Genomic DNA, 15,903 nt, shown 5'->3' with positions numbered 1-15,903 from the left:
TCGAAATTCGCGACTCGAAACTCGCTCCTGCCCGTCAGTGCAGCCCCAGATACCGGTTGAGGATCATGCGCCACTCTTCTGTGGGCGTGAAATTGAGCATGGCCAGGTTGATGGGTTCCTGGAGCGGGCTCTCGTTGGCGACGGCAAAGGCGTAACTTTCTTCGCGGATCAGGTTGGGCAATACCAATAGATTCTTGTCGGCTCGATCACGAATCATGTAACGCATTACCGGAGCATCTGACACCATGGCATCGATTTCACCCAGCGCCACCGCGCGCATGCCCTGCTTGATGTTGTCGTAGGGCTTGTAGACGATCCCCTGGGCCGCCAGCCACTGGGCACCACTGGTGTTGGCCACACTGCCCACCTTGACCCTTGGCAGATCTGCCACGCCGTTGATACGCGTCTGCAGCTTGTTGACGGTGACACTGGACGCAATGGCGGCGGTAAACCCGGAAATGGTGATGATGCTGACAAACATCCACACCAGACCCAGGGCACGACCCGCCGGGCTCACCGGCGCCTTGTCGCCGTAGCCCACCGTGGTCATGGTCACCGCCGACCACCAGAATCCGTTTCCGATGCCTTCGCTTACCGAACCACCGAATTGCTCCGGGTTGCGGCGACGCTCAAACAACCAGATCAACACACCCACGATCAGCAGGACCAGGCCCAGCGCCAACACCGCCGAAAAAAACTTCCAGCTGAACAGGCTCTGCAATGTTACCAGCCAGCCGCTGGGCTCACTGCGGGTGGCGATGCCCAGTCCGCCCCGGTACATGGGCTGGGAAAAATCCAGCCGACGCTCGCGATCGGCGGTGACACTGATCGCACCAATCGCCACATCCGCCTGACCATGCTCCACCGCTTCGAGCATCTCGCTCACCGTGCGATAGGGACGGTAGCGATACTCAAGGCCGGCCTGATCTGCCACGGTTTCCCACAGTTCCACACTGATTCCGTCCCAGCGGTCGCCACTCTGGAAACTGAACGGGGGGGATGCTTTCACTGCCACCGTCATCGGGGCAGCGATGGCACCGGACATCCAGACAAGCAACAGGCCGACGAGCAGGGTACGCATTGTGGGCAGCATTATTCCTCCTTGATGATTCGGGGTTCGCCCCGGTTGATGGCATTTACCCGGACGATATCAAACGCTTGCCCAGAGTAACGATCCGGAGTGGTCATCTCCAGACGACCAACACTCGGTTACACCTTTAACAGGATCTCACCACATCACCCAGATCTGTAATGGCTAATGGCCCGATCTGTACGGCTGCGAAGCAACTGCCCCCTTAACATTTCACGCCTAAACGTTTCCTTTTCCGATAACAACAATACTCAGGGGCATGACCATGAAACACAGCCTTCTTTTTATCTCCCCGCTGCTGATCTCCCTGACAGCCTGCGGTGGCGGCGGCAGCAATCCGTTCTCCGCAGACAGCTCTCCCGCTGCGAATGCCACCCCCACCACAGAGGTTCCCTTTACGGCCATCCCCATGCCCCGGGACTGCACAAGAAAGAGCTGGGTGGCGGGCACCACAGAATGGTGTGACGGCGCATTGATCTACCGGGATTATGTTTACGATGATTATGGCGCTGATGCGGGCCTGGCCGGGCTGGATCCGCTTTCGGTCATGAATCTGCTGGTTCGCGGCGGCACCCATTATTCTCCGCTCGCCATTACGCCCGGGCTGCTGTCGCCCACCGCCGGCGACCAGGCCTACCCGCAGGGGTTGGAGAACACCGCCGACCTGGTCTCCCTGATGCTCTCGCTGCAAGGTAATGAGCTGCAGGTGCGCTTTGAGCTGAACACCCTTTACGATCAAAACAACAGCATTGCCGCCCTGGCCATTGATACGGATAACGACCCCGCCACCGGTGGTGGCGACTGGCCGGGCTTTGGCATCCACAGTGATGGCTGGGAGCAGCTGCATGTATTCCGTGATGGCGATCCGGCCAGCAACATCATCAGCGGCACCTTCCCGGTACCGGAAACTCCGGAGTGGCGTATTCAGGCGGTGGTGGCCCAGGCCGATGGCACGGTGATGAACGTGGCGTTCCGTGGCCCGCACGAATCGGCTCGCGCCGGTGCCGTGCCCGATCAGATCCTGCCTGATGCAGGCAACTTCTGGGAAGACAACCAGGCCCGCGTACTTGCTACCGGTGACATCAGTGAATTCGGTGAGCAGGTTTCCCTCGCTGATCTTCGTGCTCGCGTGAACCGCCCTGCCCCTGCCGTCACCGGTTTCCAGCAGCGGGTCTACACCTCCGATTACACCCTGCCACCGGGCGAAGGGGTCTCCATTACCGGCCTGCCTGGGCGCCATGGAGACACCCAGTACCCTTGCGAGCAGTACTTCCATTACCTCGGCCAGTACCAGCCCTACGGCGTCTATGTGCCAGATCAGGAAGGTCCCCATGAGTTGCAGATCGTCATGCATGGCTGTGAGGCCAACCATGCCAGCCAGATCAATCAGACGAACTTCCAGCAGTCTTTCGCCGAAGACAACAACCGCATCCTGGCCGCACCGCTGGGCCGTGGCACACAGGGTTTTTACTCGGATATTTCCGAACGGGATGTTCGGGATGTGCAGGCCGACGTCATCGCCAACTATGCCATCGACACCGATCGCGTCATGCTCAGCGGCTATTCCATGGGCGGCTACGGGACTCTGCGACTGGCCGCACTGTATCCCCAGGATTATGCGGCGGGCATCAACTGGGTGGGCTTTACCGGGAGCCTGTTGAATCTCCCGCTGGCAGACACGCTACTGGGATCGCTCTCTGACCTCACCGGCGCCACACTCACGTCCCCGCTGCTGTCCGGCTTCCAGGAACTGCAGACAGAATCCAGCCTCGGCGCACAGGGTAATGTGGTGGATTATGTGGGCAACCTCAAATACATCCCCACTACCCATGCCTACAGCGGTGCCGACGAGATTGTTCATGTCACTACCGCGCTCGCACTGCAGGAAGCCTTTGTGAACAGCGACTCCGATTATGTGTTTTACCTGCACCCTGTTGCCGAACACCTCACTTACATCCAGCTGGATGAATGGCAAAAGATGGCGGACTACAGCCGCGACAGGGTACGGGTGCAGCGTCCCGCTACCGTGCGGTACCGCTACGAACCCGCACTGGATTACCCGGAGTATGCGCTGTTCCACAATCAGGCTTACTGGGTGAGCGAAATCGAGAACCGCACCGTGGAAGCCAGTCAAATCAACCTGAACAGCGATGGCTGTGGTGAGACCCTGTTTGATCGCACCTTTGACACCGGACTGGGTGAATACCCGGTGCCCTGGGTGAGCACCGAACGCACACTGACGCAAAGCGGTACCGCCGAGGCCGGCAATACCCTGAGCGGCTCGCTGGACAATGTGTTCCGGCTGACCGTAGACGTGCAAGACAGCTGCCTGACCGGCAGCCTCCACTACAACATTCACAGCGATGGCGCCGCCACACTGCGACTCAGTGACGGTCGTCAGATTAACCTGGTCAGCGGCGATAACAGCGGCTTCCTTCCCTGAGGTACATCGGCATTACTGGCTGCCAACAGTGATGCCCCTTTCCCATTCCTCTACACTGGCGCGCCGTGGCAATCTGGGTCACATTAGCGTCTGACGTTTTTCAGGGGTAGATGGGTGCGGCTTTTTGGTTTTCTCACAATGTTGATGCTGGGCAGTGAGGTTTGCCACGGCCACGGCATTTTACCCGACGAGATTCCCATGGCCGCCGGAACCGCCCTGCGAGAACCTGGCTTGCTGCCAGAAACCAGGGTGGCATTTTCCACGCGGTGGCAGCCGCAAACCGTCACCCTCCCTCTTAACAGCGCCGTATCACTGGTGATCAGCAATCGCAGTGACGACTGGCATCTGTTCGCCCTCGGCGACACCACCGCATTGCGCGACCAGAACCTGATCCATCGTCTGATGCCGGACCTGCGTAAGGACTACCCCAACACCCGCCTCAGCGAACCCGGCAGCAGTGTCAGCCTGCCCTGGCGGTTTGATGTGGCGGGAAAGTTTGAGCTGCGCTGTGTACGTGCCGAGCATCAGCAGCAGGAAACACCGTTACTGATAGTTGTGCCCAAAGCACCGCGCTGAACGGTTCACTTCACCTCTTGGCAATGCGGTGCTGTCACCTCTGTTCGCCTGTTTTTGGCAGGAGACTCAGCAGCCTGAGCGTACCTGGTGCCGCAGCGAATGGATGCGCGAGGCTCCTCCCCCAAGCGAAATACTCTGGGTGCGCGTACCTGATTAACTTTGCATCTTATTCCTAATGCGAAAATCGTAGGTCACCGTGAATCTTCAGTGACACTTTTCCAAAACGTGATCCGCTTCATGCGTCAAGGCGTAATGCCATGCACCGCATCACCTTTTTTGTCTTGTCAGCCCTTTACCCTTCCGCCTCCGTTGTCGCATTCATCACTTTCAGGGAGGAAGGGAAGATGAACACCAAAGCCTCATTGTCTCGTCGTGATCTTTTGAAAAAAGGCAGCACCGGCCTGGCCGCACTGGCGGTGGGTCCCTCTCTACTGGCCCTCAGCCAACCGCTGTCTGCACGTACCCTGGCCGACGTGGGTCCACTGCTGCCCCCCGACAGCAATGGCATTCGTCTTCCTGAAGGTTTTACCTCGCGCATCATTGCTGCCGCAGGGCAGCGGGTTCGCCGCAGCTTCTGGAATCGCACCGCCTATCACTGGCACAGCTACCCGGATGGCGGGGCAACCTTTGCAGCCGCCGACGGCGGCTGGGTGTATGTCTCCAATAGTGAAACCATCAATCTGCTTGGCGGTGGCGCATCCGCCATTCGCTTCAACCCGGATGGCTCGGTAAACGATGCCTATCGTATTCTTGACGGCACCAACCTCAATTGCGCGGGCGGCCCCACACCCTGGCAGACCTGGCTGTCCTGTGAAGAAACCGATTATGGCCGCGTCTATGAGTGCGACCCTTTCGGCCAGCAGCCAGCCAGACTGCGTCGCGGACTGGGCTTCTTCAAACACGAAGCGGCGGCCATCGATCCTGTCTTCAACATGGTTTACCTCACTGAAGACGAAAGCGATGGACGCTTCTATCGTTTTATCCCCGCCGGGGTGAACAACAATGGATCGCTGCAGCTGGATGAGGGTGTTTTGCAAGTCGCCGCCGTGGATGATCAGGGCTATGTGACGTGGCTAAACGTCCCCAACGCCACCCCCAACCTATTCGAAACACCCACGCGGGAACAGCTGCCGCAGAGCACCGCGTTTGATGGCGGCGAAGGCTGTTGGTACAGCCATGGCCGGGTCTACTTCACCACCAAGGGCGACAACAAGGTCTGGCAGCTGGACACCAACCTGAATCGCCTGACTGTGATCTATGACGCGGCCACGGCAGAGACGCCGGTGCTTACCGGCGTGGACAACCTGACCGTATCCGGTGGGGGCGACCTGCTTGTCGCAGAAGATGGTGGTGACATGCAGATAGTAGTGATCGACAAGCAGGGTGACGTGGCGCCCCTGCTCCAGGTTACCGGCCAGGAGGATTCCGAAATCACTGGCCCCGCCTTCAGCCCGAACGGCCAGCGACTGTATTTCAGCTCCCAGCGCGGCAGCGATCTGTTTGGTGGCGGCAACGGATTCGGCATCACCTATGAAATTCGCGGGCCATTTGGAAATTTCGTGAAGCTGTAAAGAAACCGTCGCGAGTTTCGAGTTTCGAGTTTCGAGTTTCGAGTTTCGAGTTTCGAGTTTCGAGGAGCAAAACCCGTTACGGATGAATGCCGAAGGTTTATTTTCATTCTTTTGATTTTCGCAACTCGAAACTCGTTACTCGCTAGCCCCCTGTCTCCTGCCACGACAATGTTCAAGCGTGCCGCGTATCGAGTGGCCACAGCGAGGCATAAAAAAAAGCCCCGGCAAAGTGCCGGGGCAAGGGGAAGCCGGATACTTCCGGCAGACTCAGCGTTCTTTACGGAGCTTCAGCATGCTCTTCCTTGACCCGGAACCAGGCCGCGTACAATGCGGGCAGGAACAACAGGGTCAGGCCGGTGGCCACAATCAGCCCACCCATGATGGCAACCGCCATGGGGCCGAAGAACACACTGCGTGACAGCGGGATCATGGCCAGCACCGCCGTCAATGCGGTGAGTACGATGGGACGGAAGCGCCGCACGGTGGATTCAATGATCGCATCCCAGGCCGTGAGCCCTTGCGCCATGTCCTGGCCAATCTGATCCACCAGAATCACCGCGTTGCGCATGATCATACCGGCCAGGGCGATGGTGCCCAGCATGGCCACAAAGCCGAACGGTTTCTGCAGCAACAACAGGAACAGTGTGACGCCAATCAGACCCAGCGGTGCGGTAACGAACACCATCAGGGACAGCGGCATGCTGCGCAGCTGCAGCATCAGCAGCGTGAGCACGACCAGAATGAACAGCGGCATGCCCGCGTTCACGGAGGACTGACCACGGGCCGACTCTTCCACCGTACCGCCCACTTCCAGCAAGTAGCCTGGCGGCAGTTTTGCCTGCACCTCAGCCAGGGTCGGCATGATCTGCCCCACCAGGGTTGCCGGCAGTTCTCCATCCTCAATATCCGCACGCACGGTGACGGTGGGCAGGCGATCCCGATGCCAGATAATGCCTTCCTCGAAGCCATACTCCAGTGTGGCGATCTGGTTCAGAGGCACCCGGCCGTTCGCGGTCTGTACTGCCAGGTTACCCAGCAGCCCCAGGGCATGACGTTCCTGACGATCGCCGCGGACTTCCACATTGATCAACTCGTTATCTTCCCGGTACTGACTCACGGCCACCCCGGACAACGACGCCTGCAAGGCAATGGACAGATCCTGGGTGGTAATGCCCAACGTACGGGCGCGATCCTGGTCCACATTCAGGCGAACCACCTTGCTCGGCTCTTCCCAGTCCAGGTGCACATTCAGGGTGTGTGGATTTTCACTCACCTTGAGCGCCACCTCGCGAGCCAACGCGCGCACTGCAGGGATATGCTCACCGGATACCCGGAATTGCAGCGGGTAACCCACCGGGGGGCCGTTCTCAAGACGGGAAACCCGGCTGCGTACAGTGGGGAACTGTTCATCCAGGACAGTGATCAACCAGCGACGCACTTCTTCCCGTTCCTCCACATTGCGGGTAAGAATGACGAACTGGGCCTGGGACGCTGCCGGCAGTTTCTGGTCGAGGGAAAGATAGAAGCGCGGCGAGCCGCTGCCCATGTAGCCCACGTAATTTTCGATCAACGGGTTTTCACCCAACTGGCTTTCCAGTCGCAGCGCCAGCTCTTGAGTGGCGTCCAATGACGCACCCTCTTCCAGCTTCAGATCCACCATCAGTTCCAGACGATTGGACGCCGGGAAAAACTGTTGCGGCACAAACTTGAACAGAAAGAGGGAGAACACGAACAGTCCCACCGTCATGCCAATTACCGTCTTGCGGTAGCGCACACACCATTCCACCCAAACACGGAACTTGCGGTAAAACGGTTTCTGGTAAGGATCGTGAAGGTCGCCATTGGATTTATGTTTGGTGAGATTCGGCAACAGCTTGTCGCCCAGATAAGGCACAAACACCACCGCGGCAATCCACGACGCCAGCAGGGAAATCGTCACGACCTGGAAAATAGAGCGGGTGTATTCCCCGGTACTGGACTGGGCCGTGGCGATAGGCAGAAAACCAGCAGCAGTAATCAGGGTACCAGTGAGCATCGGGAAGGCGGTACTGGTCCAGGCAAAGCCCGCCGCCTTGATGCGGCTAAAGCCCTGCTCCATTTTGATGGCCATCATTTCCACCGCGATGATGGCGTCGTCCACCATCAACCCCAGCGCCAGCACCAGAGCACCGAGAGAAATCTTGTGCAGGCCGATATCGAAGTACTTCATGCCCGCAAAGGTCATGGCCAGTACCAGCGGAATGGACAGCGCCACCACCATCCCGGTACGCCAGCCGAGGGAAAAGAAGCTCACCAGCAGAACAATGATCAGCGCTTCAATGAGCACCTGCACAAATTCACCGACGCCGGCTTCCACGGCGGCAGGCTGATCCGATACCTTGCGTAGTTCCATGCCCAGCGGCAGGCTTTTCTGCAATTCGGCAAAGGCCTTGTCCAGATTTTCACCCAGCCTGAGAATATCGCCGCCCTCTTTCATGGCCACGGCAATACCAATGGCATTCTCGCCCATGAAGCGCATGCGCGGCTGGGCGGGATCGCTGAACCCGCGATACACCTCGGCAATGTCCTGCAAACGCAGGGTGCGGTTTTCCACCTGAATGGGGAAGTTGCGAATATCTTCCACGCTGGTGAACTCACCAGAGACACGAATGCGCACGCGATCTGTTGGGGTTTCAAAGAAACCCGCCTCCGCCACCGCGTTTTGAGATTGCAGCGCCTGCTGCACGGTGATCAGCGGAATCCCCAATGAGGCCAGTTTGGTGTTGGAGATTTCGATCCAGATTTTTTCATCCTGGAGACCAATCAGCTCCACCTTGCCCACATCGTCCACGCGCTGCAGTGCCAACTGAAGACGATCGGCGTAATCCTTCATGATGGCGTAATCAAAACCGTCACCGGACAGTGCGTAGATGTTGCCAAAGGTGGTGCCAAATTCGTCGTTGAAAAACGGACCCAGTGCATCACGGGGCAAGGTATGACGGATGTCGCCAATTTTCTTGCGCACCTGGTACCAGAGGTCGCCAATTTCTACCGATCGCATTTCGTCTCGCGCCATAAACATGACCAGAGACTGACCGGGACGGGAATACGACTGAATGCGCTCAAAGTCTCCCGTTTCCATGAGTTTCTTTTCAATGCGCTCGGTGATCTGCCGTGACACCTCCTCCGCACTGGCGCCGGGCCAGAGGGTATTGATGGTCATCACCTTGAAGGTGAAGGGAGGATCTTCACTCTGCGACAGGTTGGCATAGGACACCGCACCCAGGGCGCCCAGAAGCAGCATGGCGTAGAGCACCAGCGCACGATTTCTCAGCGCCCATTCGGACAGGTTGAATGACATGGGGCGCTCCCTATTCCACTTGCGCAGCAGCGCTGTCAGTCTGATCCGCAGCCACGGTTGCAGCCGGTGCAGTCAGGTTTACCTGCCGGTTCTGGCGATCTACAGGAATAATTTTCTGCCCCTCTCGTACCAGATGGGTGCCCGCAGCCACCACCCATTCTCCGGCGTTCAGACCCGCCAGCACCGGTACCACCTGCTCCTGATAAGGCCCCACTTCCACGGGGGTTTTCTTCAGTTTTGTGGTCGCTGGATCCACCACCCAGACATAGGTTTCTTCACCTTCAGCGGTGAGCGCAGAAAGAGGGATGCTCAGCGCCTCGGTGTTACCGGCGCTGACGAAGACACGGGCGGACTGGCCGAGCTCCGCGCCGACCGTATCGTTGGCGAAGGTCACCCTGGCTTCAAAGGTGCGTGAACGGGGGTCCGCAGCGGGGGAAAGCTCGCGAATCTTGCCGGCGAAAACCTGACCGGGGCGCGACCACAGCTCAATAGCCACCGGCATACCAATGGCGATACGCCCCACATCCTGCTCGGGCAGATCAATCCGCACCTCACGGTCACCTTCAACGGCCAGCACGAACACCGGCTGACCCGGCGATACCACCTGGCCTGCCTCGGCCAGACGTTGGGCCACAACGCCATCCTGTGGCGCTTTCAACGCCGCATAGTCGGCCTGGTTGCGAGCCACATTCAGATTGGCGCGCGCCTGGCGAAGCTGGGCCTCGCTGGCATCAAACCGGCTTTCCACTGCATCAAACTGGGAGCGGCTGATCACCTTGCGCTCCACCAGTTCGCGGTAGCGCTCCAGCTCACTGCCGGCCAGCTTGTGGTCAGCCTGGGCGGACGCCATCTGGGCGCGGGCAGCATCCAGTTGCAAGCGAACGTCATTGGTATCCAGGCGTGCCAGGATCGTGCCCTGACTCACCCGGTCGCCCACATCAACGAGACGCTCGGAAATCTTGCCGCCGATGCGGAACCCCAGTTCCGGCTCGGAGCGGGCACGTACTTCACCCGGGAAGACATCCTGGCCAGCACCCACGGCAAGCGGCTGGGTCACCAGCGCCGGGCGCGGTGCGTCACTCTGTCCGTTTTCAGGGTCAGAGCACCCCTGCAAGCCAATCAGGCTGGCCACCAGGGCCGGAAAAACCGTGTTACGCAACATGACAGTCCCCTCGTCTCCGGCAGCTTGCCGGTATGCTATACTCACCGGTATAGTAATTTTACTAAACTGAACCGTCCAGTATTGAAATTATGAGCACTTCTGTCGCCACGGCCAATCTCGGCCGCCCCAAGGATCCCGCCAAGCGTGCCGCCATTCTGGAGGCCGCCAAATCCCTGTTTCTGGCCTGCGGGTTCAGCGGCACCAGCATGGATGCAGTCGCCAAGCAGGCCGGGGTCTCAAAGCTCACTGTTTATAGCCACTTCTGCGACAAGGAAACGTTATTTTCCTCCGCGGTGGAGGCGAAATGTCACAACACCCTGCCAGACCCCATCTTTGAACTGGATCAGGATCAGCCGATTCGTACCACCCTTACCCGAATTGGTCTGGCCTTTTCCGGGCTGATCAACAGCGAGGAAGTGATCGCCCTGGAACGACTGATGTGCACCATGGCGACGCAGGATCCGGAAATGTCCCGGCTGTTTTTCGAGGCCGGCCCACAACGCACCTTAACCGCCATGGAGGGCCTGATCCGTCATGCCATCCAGGCAGGCCTGCTGAATATTCAGGATGCCAAACGCGGTGCGGAGAACTTCTTTGCCCTGCTGCAAGGCTGCGAGCATTTCCGTATCCGGATCGGCTACCGCGAGCCCATGACCGCCGCTGAAGCCCAGCCCCATGTCGAGCAGGCGGTCGACATGTTCCTGCGCGCCTACGGCGTCGATCAATCCATCTGATCAGCGCGGCGATACCCTATTTGGGTGACGCACCCTTGCAGCGTTTTCGATAGTCTGCGGATGTCAGATAACGATCGGGAATCGTGAAAAAGGGAGCGAGCAATGAAAAAGGTACTGGGCATGGCCATCCTGCTGTCTTCACAGCTGGCCGCGGCTGACTATTCTTCATCGGTGGACAGCGATACCTGCTGGGACGGGCTAAGCAACACCGGCAGCCCCTGTATGGTGGTGGCCGATACCAAGTGGAGCACCCACACCCAGGGAAAGTTCATCGTCACCTACCGCAACGTCTGCAGCCAACGCATCTATGCGCGCTTCTGTAACGAGCGCAATTCTGGCTCTGCGGATTGTGGTGCCTCCGGCATCTTGCCGGGCAGCACCAAGGGCTGGAGCACCTACAAGGCCAATGGGCGTTACAGTTATAACTGGGTGGGTGTTACCAAGCCCTCCAAGGACTGGGTCTGCTCCGGCAAGGTGAGTGGCTGGAACGATTGATAACGGTGCGGATGATCCTCGTTAAAACCGGCCCAATGGCCGGTTTTCTTTTGGGCGCCACCCTGGGCCTTCCATGCTGCCCCTGGCGTGATGCTCGCGCAGCGACGTAAAAAAAGGGCGCCTGAATGGCGCCCTTTTTTGGGGTGAATCAACGAACGAGAATTACTCGTCGCCTTTCACGTCCAGCAGCTCGATCTCGAAGACCAGCACCTGGTTCGGGCCGATATCACTGCCCTGGCCTGCGCCCTGCTCGCCATAACCCAGCTCGGAGGGGACAAACACTTTCCACTTGTCACCTTCCTTCATCATCGGCAGCACTTCCTGCCAGCCCTTGATGATCTGCTTGAGACCAAAGGTCGCCGGGTTGCCACGCTCTACGGAGCTGTCGAATACGGTACCGTCCGGCAGGGTGCCGTGGTAGTGCACTTCCACGGTGTCATCCAGGGTCGGGGACTTGGCACCTTCTTCACCGGAAGCCAGCACTTCGTACTGCAGGCCGCTGTCTGTCACGGTTACGCCATCACGCTTGGCGTTTTCTTCCAGGAATGCAGCGCCTTCAGCCTGGTTCTTGGCACCGGCTTCTTCCATGTCTTTCTTCTGTTGCTCCATGGCAGCTTTCATTTTTTCCTGCTGCGCTTCCATGACGCGCTGCTGGAATGCCTGCAGGGCAGCCTGCAGCTCTTCTTCGTTCATCTGACCTTCAGGGTTTTCCTGCAGGCCATCCTTGAGGCCAGCCATGAAGGCTTCCTTGTCCAGGACACCCAGCTGCTGCATTTGCTCGGCACTAACAAAACCCAGTGCATAAGAGCCTTTCTGGTCGTCACTCTTCAGCTCGGCTTTATCCTGACCACAGGCTGCCAGCAGTACAGTACCCACCAGCACGATTCCCAACTTCTTCATTCTGCCTCCAATTGGACTCATCTTATTGTGTATTCATTACCCCTGCCTGGCACGGATTAAACCGGCATACCAGGCTAGCGGGCCTTGATGGTTGTCTCTTCTGCATCAACTCCCGGGGGCGGAATCTGGCCATACTGCCAGTTTCCCTGCGGGTCACGCCAGCGATACAGTGTCGTTTCTTGCGTTTTACCGGCCAGACCATCCACGCCTTCATCGATCAGCTTGTCCGGATCCTGCCAGTTTTCTTCCACATGCTGCCAATCCAGCAGTGGTTTGCCGTTTTCCATCGGTACGGTAAACATGGCCGTACCCACCACCAGGATCAACACAATCAGAATCAGAAAGTAACGCATGGCATCCTGTCCTTAAGACAGGGAAACCCGACAAGGTTCCCCGGTAATGGCAAATCGCCACACAATTTACACCACTTTCATATCAAATGGGGTAGTGTGGTTGCTTGTGAGCGGAGTCACCCTTTTTCATTACCAAGAGTGCATCCTCCCCCACGAGGGGTAGAATCATACGAAATATTTGGCAACCCACGGCATGAATAGCGCACAGAACAGACCAACAAATAGCGCAAACACCTACCAGCAGGCCCCATCCATGGCCAAACGTACTGTTATTCTGGTTGCCAACAGCAAAGGCGGATGTGGCAAGACCACTATTTCCACCAATCTGGCCTGCTATTACGAAGCGCTGGGGCGCCAGGTCACCTTGATGGACCTGGATCCCCAGCAGTCAGCTTCCCAGTGGCTAAAACACCGCAAGACCGATTATATCCACGGCTTGAGCTGGCCCGCCGGCGAACCTCTTTCGTTGGGACGCCTGCAACAGCGGCTGGATCAAGCCGCCGAAATTGTGATCATCGATTCCCCTGCCGGTCTGGATACCCATCAACTCGATCATCTTATGCGGCTGTCACAGATCGTACTGGTGCCGGTCTTGCCCAGCCCCATCGACATTCGCGCCACCACCCGCTTCCTGCAGAACGTGATGCTGACCCCCAGCTACCGGCGCCGCCCTCGTCGTCTGGCCGTGATTGCCAACCGGGTGCGCACCCGCACCCGTATGTACGAAGCATTGAGACAGTTTCTTGCCAGCCTGAAGATTCCCTACCTGGTCACCCTCCGCGATACCCAGACCTATGTTCAGGCCATGACGCACGGTGAGGGCATCATGGATGCCGACGTTTCCCGGCATATTGATGACAAACAGCATTGGCGGTTGATTGGCGAATGGCTGGAAGTGCAGCGTCATCTGATTCGGGCCATGCCGGGATTTCGGTAAAGGCAGCTTGAGCTCCGACTTTCGTGGGAAAGCCAACTCGTTGGCCGAACCGGCTCCTGACCATTTTGCAGAGGCAGTCCCCACCTGTAGGCCCTGCGGCCAGCAAGCGGGCTTTATTCGCTTCGCTCACCCTTCGGGCCGCACTGCGTGCGTTACTCCGCTGCGCTACGTTCCTACCGGGGCATCAGATCCTGCGGGTCGCCGAACTCGACGATTTTCAAGGCGTTTCCATTAACCCAAATACCCGGGAACTATTTTGGGTTTGCCCATCGAGTCGAGTGTCGCTCGTAGCTGTCAGCTCCGCTCTGCCAGGTCCTTCATGGCAGTGGTGAGCTTGCTCAGGTCTGCGGGCTCGATAACAAACGGCGGCATGATGTAGACCAACTTGCCGAAGGGGCGAATCCAGACGCCCTGCTCCACGAAGCGTTTCTGCACTTCCTCCATGGCCACCGGTTCTTTCATTTCCATCACGCCGATGGCGCCCAGTACGCGGGTATCCGCCACGCTGTCGAACTGCTTTAACGGCAGTGCTTCGTCTTTCAGCTGTTGCTCGATGGCGGCCACTCGCGCTTGCCAGCCGCAATCCAGCAGCAACTGGATACTGGCATTGGCCACCGCACAGGCCAGAGGATTGCCCATGAAAGTGGGGCCATGCATCAGCACCCCGGCTTCGCCGTCACAGATCCCGGCCGCCACGCGATCCGTGCAGAGCGTCGCCGCCAGCGTCATGTAGCCACCGGTGATCGCCTTGCCGAGACAGAGGATGTCCGGGCAGACACCGGCATGCTCCATGGCAAACAGTTTGCCGGTACGGCCAAAGCCAGTGGCAATTTCATCGAAGATCAGCAGTACGCTGAATTCATCGCACAGCTCACGCACTGCTGTCAGGTACTCGGGACTGTAGATACGCATGCCGCCGGCGCCCTGGACCACCGGCTCCAGAATCACCGCCGCGATATCATCCGCATGCTGCTCCAGCAGCGCGCGCACCGCATCCACATCCTCTGCATGGAGAGGCCCCTCGAAAGGGCTTTGCGGTGCCGGCGCGAAATAATGCTGCGCCAGCACACCACTAAACAACGAATGCATGCCATTAACCGGATCACATGCGGCCATCGCCCCGAACGTGTCGCCGTGATAACCGTGACGCAGGGCCAGCAGCTTGTCCTTGCCCGTGCGCCCCTGACTCAGCCAGAACTGCAGCGCCATTTTGATGGCCACCTCTACCGAGACCGAGCCGCTGTCGGCAAGGAACACTTTCTGTAGCGGCTCCGGGGTCAGCGACACCAGCTTCTTGCCCAGCGCGACCGCCGGTTCGTGAGTCAGGCCACCGAACATGACATGGGCCATGCGGTCGATCTGTTCCTTGGCCGCCTGATTCAATACCGGGTGGTTATAGCCATGCACCGCCGCCCACCAGGATGACATGCCATCCACCAGCTCCCGCCCATCCTCCAGGGTCAGCCGCACGCCTCTGGCACTGGCCACGGCAAAGGTGGGCAGGGGTTTGGAGGTAGAGGTATAGGGATGCCAGAGGTGGTCGCGGTCGAAGTCGAGATCGGTGGTCATGGGGCCGTCCGGGCATAAACGTGGAAGGGAAGGATGGCAGGCGGGGGATGAAAGTTCAAAGTTCGAGGTCACAGCCCGGCAGGAGCACTTCTCGAGGTACAAACCGAGCGGTAGCGAGTAACGAGTTTCGAGTTGCGAAAGGCAAAACCCAACCCTCCTCCAACACCTGAGGTTTGGATTTTCGAAACTCGTTACTCGCAACTCGAAACGGATTTGTTCGCACGCTCCTACAGTGCAACCAGTTTGTTCATCGCAGCCTGCAGCTCCTCACACTGGGCCAGTTCCGGTACCAGCACCAGCAGCCAGCCCATGGGGTCGACACGGACGCCGGCTGGCAGCAGGTTGTCACACAGGGCCGGCAGGGTGGTCAGCAGCCAGCGCTCCCCCTCCAGCTCCACCTGCTGCAGCTGGCGCTTGAATTCCGGCAGGCGGCTATCTTCACCCGCCTTGCGCCGCACCGCCCGCAATGGTCTCAGGTAGTCAGCTTCAAACTGTTCCGCCACTTCAGCCATCCGCCGTCCCACCAGCGCATCCGGCTGCTTGCCACATTCCGCCAGCCACAGGCCACACAGCAGCAAAGACACCGGCACCTGGAAGTCATCCTGCAGATGCAGGCAGGCCTGTTCGCAATCCCGATCCTGCCAACGCAATAGCGCATAACGCCACAGATCCTGTTTCACGGTATCGTCCACGGTTCCCCCAATACGGTTGCTGGCTTACACTGCGCCGGTTT

At 58.8% G+C, this 15,903-nt stretch carries 13 protein-coding genes; 6 read left to right on the top strand and 7 right to left on the bottom strand.

Going from position 1 to position 15,903, the window contains the following annotated elements; genetic code table 11:
• Nucleotides 1-34: 34 nt before the first annotated feature.
• Nucleotides 35-1,093, bottom strand: coding sequence for a transporter substrate-binding domain-containing protein (locus GFN93_RS04680; protein WP_235901659.1), 1,059 nt, complete (start codon nucleotides 1,091-1,093; stop codon nucleotides 35-37).
• A 262-nt stretch (nucleotides 1,094-1,355) separates the two neighbouring features.
• Between GFN93_RS04680 and GFN93_RS04675 the strand changes: the two genes are divergently transcribed.
• The 3 genes from GFN93_RS04675 to GFN93_RS04665 all read left to right on the top strand — a co-directional run bounded on the left by GFN93_RS04675 (nucleotide 1,356) and on the right by GFN93_RS04665 (nucleotide 5,680).
• Nucleotides 1,356-3,533, top strand: a complete 2,178-nt coding sequence (locus GFN93_RS04675) for a hypothetical protein (protein ID WP_153499335.1) — start codon at nucleotides 1,356-1,358, stop codon at nucleotides 3,531-3,533.
• Between the two features lie 198 nt (nucleotides 3,534-3,731).
• Nucleotides 3,732-4,109, top strand: coding sequence for a cupredoxin domain-containing protein (locus tag GFN93_RS04670; RefSeq protein ID WP_153499333.1), 378 nt, complete (start codon nucleotides 3,732-3,734; stop codon nucleotides 4,107-4,109).
• Between the two features lie 344 nt (nucleotides 4,110-4,453).
• Nucleotides 4,454-5,680 (top strand): alkaline phosphatase PhoX, encoded by a 1,227-nt coding sequence (locus GFN93_RS04665; RefSeq protein ID WP_153499331.1) that lies wholly within the window; start codon nucleotides 4,454-4,456, stop codon nucleotides 5,678-5,680.
• Nucleotides 5,681-5,957: 277 nt separating this feature from the next.
• Here the strand turns inward: GFN93_RS04665 and GFN93_RS04660 are convergent, their stop codons facing one another.
• Both GFN93_RS04660 and GFN93_RS04655 read right to left on the bottom strand, forming a co-directional pair.
• Nucleotides 5,958-9,020: an efflux RND transporter permease subunit gene (locus GFN93_RS04660; RefSeq protein ID WP_153499329.1), complete on the bottom strand. Its 3,063-nt coding sequence runs from the start codon at nucleotides 9,018-9,020 to the stop codon at nucleotides 5,958-5,960.
• A gap of 10 nt (nucleotides 9,021-9,030) precedes the next feature.
• Nucleotides 9,031-10,182, bottom strand: a complete 1,152-nt coding sequence (locus GFN93_RS04655; protein WP_153499327.1) for an efflux RND transporter periplasmic adaptor subunit — start codon at nucleotides 10,180-10,182, stop codon at nucleotides 9,031-9,033.
• A gap of 89 nt (nucleotides 10,183-10,271) precedes the next feature.
• Here GFN93_RS04655 and GFN93_RS04650 point away from each other — a divergent pair, with 89 nt between their 5' ends.
• Nucleotides 10,272-10,916 (top strand): TetR/AcrR family transcriptional regulator, encoded by a 645-nt coding sequence (locus GFN93_RS04650; RefSeq protein ID WP_153499325.1) that lies wholly within the window; start codon nucleotides 10,272-10,274, stop codon nucleotides 10,914-10,916.
• A gap of 102 nt (nucleotides 10,917-11,018) precedes the next feature.
• On the top strand, nucleotides 11,019-11,411 hold the full coding sequence (locus GFN93_RS04645; RefSeq protein WP_153499323.1) for a hypothetical protein: 393 nt from the start codon (nucleotides 11,019-11,021) through the stop codon (nucleotides 11,409-11,411).
• Between the two features lie 162 nt (nucleotides 11,412-11,573).
• On the opposite strand, the gene GFN93_RS04640 is transcribed toward GFN93_RS04645, so the two are convergent.
• Nucleotides 11,574-12,311 (bottom strand): FKBP-type peptidyl-prolyl cis-trans isomerase, encoded by a 738-nt coding sequence (locus GFN93_RS04640; protein WP_153499321.1) that lies wholly within the window; start codon nucleotides 12,309-12,311, stop codon nucleotides 11,574-11,576.
• Between the two features lie 74 nt (nucleotides 12,312-12,385).
• Nucleotides 12,386-12,664, bottom strand: coding sequence for a DUF4124 domain-containing protein (locus tag GFN93_RS04635; protein ID WP_153499319.1), 279 nt, complete (start codon nucleotides 12,662-12,664; stop codon nucleotides 12,386-12,388).
• 253 nt (nucleotides 12,665-12,917) lie between these two features.
• Between GFN93_RS04635 and GFN93_RS04630 the strand changes: the two genes are divergently transcribed.
• On the top strand, nucleotides 12,918-13,601 hold the full coding sequence (locus tag GFN93_RS04630) for a ParA family protein (protein ID WP_235901657.1): 684 nt from the start codon (nucleotides 12,918-12,920) through the stop codon (nucleotides 13,599-13,601).
• A 294-nt stretch (nucleotides 13,602-13,895) separates the two neighbouring features.
• Here GFN93_RS04630 and bioA read toward each other — a convergent pair whose 3' ends face one another.
• Both bioA and GFN93_RS04620 read right to left on the bottom strand, forming a co-directional pair.
• Nucleotides 13,896-15,170 (bottom strand): adenosylmethionine--8-amino-7-oxononanoate transaminase, encoded by a 1,275-nt coding sequence (bioA, locus tag GFN93_RS04625; RefSeq protein WP_153499315.1) that lies wholly within the window; start codon nucleotides 15,168-15,170, stop codon nucleotides 13,896-13,898.
• Nucleotides 15,171-15,397: 227 nt separating this feature from the next.
• Nucleotides 15,398-15,862 (bottom strand): TIGR02444 family protein, encoded by a 465-nt coding sequence (locus tag GFN93_RS04620; RefSeq protein WP_328594249.1) that lies wholly within the window; start codon nucleotides 15,860-15,862, stop codon nucleotides 15,398-15,400.
• Between the last annotated feature and the right edge of the window lie 41 nt (nucleotides 15,863-15,903).

Source organism: Alcanivorax sediminis (genome assembly GCF_009601165.1).
GTDB lineage: Bacteria > Pseudomonadota > Gammaproteobacteria > Pseudomonadales > Alcanivoracaceae > Alcanivorax > Alcanivorax sediminis.
The sequence above is the reverse complement of the archived record's forward strand: the minus strand, read 5'-3'. Positions and strand labels throughout refer to the sequence as shown.

Excerpts from the sequence above, each read along its gene's own strand:
- GFN93_RS04635 (WP_153499319.1), bottom strand. The coding sequence starts at position 12,664 with ATGCGTTACTTTCTGATTCTGATTGTGTTGATCCTGGTGGTGGGTACG.
- GFN93_RS04630 (WP_235901657.1), top strand. The coding sequence starts at position 12,918 with ATGGCCAAACGTACTGTTATTCTGGTTGCCAACAGCAAAGGCGGATGT.
- GFN93_RS04660 (WP_153499329.1), bottom strand. The coding sequence starts at position 9,020 with ATGTCATTCAACCTGTCCGAATGGGCGCTGAGAAATCGTGCGCTGGTG.
- bioA (WP_153499315.1), bottom strand. The coding sequence starts at position 15,170 with ATGACCACCGATCTCGACTTCGACCGCGACCACCTCTGGCATCCCTAT.
- GFN93_RS04680 (WP_235901659.1), bottom strand. The coding sequence starts at position 1,093 with ATGCTGCCCACAATGCGTACCCTGCTCGTCGGCCTGTTGCTTGTCTGG.
- GFN93_RS04640 (WP_153499321.1), bottom strand. The coding sequence starts at position 12,311 with ATGAAGAAGTTGGGAATCGTGCTGGTGGGTACTGTACTGCTGGCAGCC.
- GFN93_RS04675 (WP_153499335.1), top strand. The coding sequence starts at position 1,356 with ATGAAACACAGCCTTCTTTTTATCTCCCCGCTGCTGATCTCCCTGACA.
- GFN93_RS04650 (WP_153499325.1), top strand. The coding sequence starts at position 10,272 with ATGAGCACTTCTGTCGCCACGGCCAATCTCGGCCGCCCCAAGGATCCC.
- GFN93_RS04655 (WP_153499327.1), bottom strand. The coding sequence starts at position 10,182 with ATGTTGCGTAACACGGTTTTTCCGGCCCTGGTGGCCAGCCTGATTGGC.
- GFN93_RS04645 (WP_153499323.1), top strand. The coding sequence starts at position 11,019 with ATGAAAAAGGTACTGGGCATGGCCATCCTGCTGTCTTCACAGCTGGCC.
- GFN93_RS04665 (WP_153499331.1), top strand. The coding sequence starts at position 4,454 with ATGAACACCAAAGCCTCATTGTCTCGTCGTGATCTTTTGAAAAAAGGC.
- GFN93_RS04670 (WP_153499333.1), top strand. The coding sequence starts at position 3,732 with ATGGCCGCCGGAACCGCCCTGCGAGAACCTGGCTTGCTGCCAGAAACC.